Below are 2,025 nucleotides of genomic sequence, written 5' to 3'. Positions count from 1 at the left end.
TGGCGGGCGTACTCGTCCCGCAGGGCCGAGTCGCGGATGTCGGCGACCACCGGAACCGTCCGGCGCAGCGCCTCGACCCGGCCCTCCGCGTGGTCGAGGTCGTACTCCCCGAGCATCGAGCGGATGGCGAACTCGAACATCGGCACCCGGGTGGAGATGAGGTCCCGCACTGCCGCGTCACCCTTGTTCTGCCTCAGGTCACACGGGTCCTGGCCGGCGGGCGCCACCGCGACGAAGGTGCGACCGGAGAACTGCTGGTCACCGGAGAACGCCCGCATCGCGGCCTTCTTGCCGGCCTCGTCCCCGTCGAAGGTGTAGATGATCTCGCCGCGGAAGTAGTTGTCGTCCAGCATCAACCGCCGGAGCGTGGACAGGTGGTCCTCGCCGAACGCGGTGCCACACGCGGCGACGGCGGTGGTCACGCCCGCCGCGTGCATCGCCATGACATCCGTATATCCCTCCACCACCACCGCGCGGCGCTGGGAGGCGATGTCCCGCTTGGCCAGGTCCAGGCCGAACAACACCTGGGACTTCTTGTAGAGCATCGTCTCCGGAGTGTTCATGTACTTGCCCAGCGTGTCGTCCTCGAAGAGCTTGCGCGCGCCGAAGCCGATCACCTCCCCCGCGAGATTGCGGATCGGCCACAACAGGCGACGGTGGAAGCGGTCGATGAGCGTCCCCCGCGAACTGGTCTTGGACAGGCCCGCCGATTCCAGCTCCTTGGGCTCGAACCCCTGCCGCATCAGATGCTTGCTCATCGTGTCCCAGCCCGCCGGCGCGTACCCACACCCGAACGTCTCGGCGTGGGAGAGGTCGAAGCCGCGGTCGAGCAGGAACGCCCGGGCGGTCTCGGCCTCCGCGTCCTCGCGGAGACGCTCGGCGTAGAACTGCTGCGCAGCGGCGTTGGCCTGGACCAACCTCGACCGGGTCCCGCGGTCACGCTGGATCACCTGTCCGCCGCCCTCGTACGAAATGCGGTACCCGATCCTGTCCGCGAGCTGCTCCACGGCCTCGACGAAGCTGATGTGCTCCATCTTCATGAGGAAGGCGAACACGTCGCCGCCCTCACCGGTCGAGAAGCAGTGGAAGTAGCCGTGCTGGGGCCGGACGTGGAACGAGGGCGTCTTCTCGTCCTTGAACGGGGACAGTCCCTTCATGGAGTCCGCCCCGCCTGGTTTGAGCGCGACGTATTCGCCGACGATCTCCTCGATGCGAGTGCGTTCGCGGATCGCGGCGATGTCCTGCTCCGGAATCCGCCCTGCCATGCCGCCCAGAGTAACCGTCCGGACGGGAGACCGGCGTGGCCCCCGCGACAGGCCGATACGCTGGCCGCATGATCGCACCCCTGCCCCGCGCCCACGCCATACGGAACCCAGGGTCCCGCACGGTGGCGGCCTTCGCGTTCCTGGTGGCCCTCCTCGTCGGTCTCGTCGGGTGGGCGACGCCGTCGGCCTCGGCCGAACCGCCGTCCCGGCTGCAGCAGCAGGTCACGGATTCCGCAGGAGTGCTGGGCGCGCAGACGACCGCCGTGGAGGACCGTCTCGCGGAGCTCCGGTCGACCGACAACCTCCAACTCTGGGTGGTCTACGTCGACAGCTTCGACGGGGTGCCCGCGCAGTTGTGGGCACAGGAGACGGCCCGGCTGTCCGACCTGGGGGCCTCCGACGTGCTGCTCGCGGTGGCGGTCGGTGACCGCGGATACTGGTTCGAGTCCACCGACCCGCGTGCGGATCAGCGGATCGCCGACAGGGACATCGAGCCGCGACTCGCGGAGGACGACTGGGCCGGTGCGGCGATCGGTGCCGCCGACGGGCTCGAACGCCAGGGATCGGGCTCCGGGCTCTCCGGCGCCGCTCTGCTCGGACTCATCGCGCTGATCGTCATCGTGGTGGCCGCGGTACTGCTGGTCAGCCGGCGGCGCCGGGCGACCCGAACGGCCCGTCAGGCCGAGTCCGCCCGCGAGATACCCGGAGATGACACCGCCCGGCTGTCCGCGCTGCCGGTGGACGTCCTCGACTCCCGCGC

The 2,025-nt window shown here is 69.7% G+C and carries 2 protein-coding genes; one reads left to right on the top strand and one right to left on the bottom strand.

Annotated elements, in window-relative coordinates:
- Positions 1-1,265: DNA primase (gene dnaG / locus G6019_RS16275; RefSeq protein ID WP_182613038.1), on the bottom strand; the 1,265-nt coding region annotated here is incomplete at its 3' end.
- 68 nt (positions 1,266-1,333) lie between these two features.
- Between dnaG and G6019_RS16270 the strand changes: the two genes are divergently transcribed.
- Positions 1,334-2,025: TPM domain-containing protein (locus tag G6019_RS16270; protein WP_182628046.1), on the top strand; the 692-nt coding region annotated here is incomplete at its 3' end.

This window comes from Dietzia sp. DQ12-76, assembly GCF_014145045.1.
Classification (GTDB): Bacteria; Actinomycetota; Actinomycetes; order Mycobacteriales; family Mycobacteriaceae; genus Dietzia.
This window is presented reverse-complemented; position numbering and strand designations above follow the sequence as displayed.